Annotated in this window: 1 pseudogene; it reads left to right on the top strand. The window is 69.4% G+C overall.

What is annotated here, in order from left to right:
• Positions 1 to 14: 14 nt before the first annotated feature.
• Positions 15 to 471 (top strand): annotated as a pseudogene (locus ENZ75_RS33935) (N-acetylglucosamine-6-phosphate deacetylase); the annotation flags it as partial.

The following is a 471-nucleotide window of genomic DNA, read 5'->3' as shown; positions in this document are numbered from 1 at the left end:
GTGACGGAGACCGTATGAGCAATCGCTTTGCCCTGACTGGCGCCCGGATTTTCGACGGCGACGATTGGCATGAAGGCCACGCGCTGGTCGTGCGCGACGGTCTCGTCGAGGCCATTTTGCCCACGGGCGCCGTCCCCTCGGACATCGCCCTCGTCGACGCCGGTGACGGCCTGCTGGTGCCGGGCTTCGTGGACCTGCAGGTCAATGGCGGCGGCGGCGTCATGCTCAACGACCATCCCGATGTCGCTTCCATCGAGACCATCTGCCGCGCCCACGCGCCCTTCGGCACGACGGCGCTGCTGCCGACGCTGATCACCGACACGCCTGCAATCACGGCCGCCGCTGTCGCCGCCGGCGAGGCGGCGGCGCGCCAGAAGGTGCCTGGCTTTCTCGGGCTGCATCTCGAAGGCCCGCATTTGTCGGTCGCCCGCAAGGGCGCGCATGATCCGGCGCTGCTCCGGCCGATGACGG

It is taken from the genome of Mesorhizobium sp. M7A.F.Ca.CA.002.04.1.1 (assembly GCF_004022805.1).
In the GTDB taxonomy this organism is placed as follows: Bacteria; Pseudomonadota; Alphaproteobacteria; order Rhizobiales; family Rhizobiaceae; genus Mesorhizobium; species Mesorhizobium ciceri.
The sequence above is the reverse complement of the archived record's forward strand: the minus strand, read 5'-3'. Positions and strand labels throughout refer to the sequence as shown.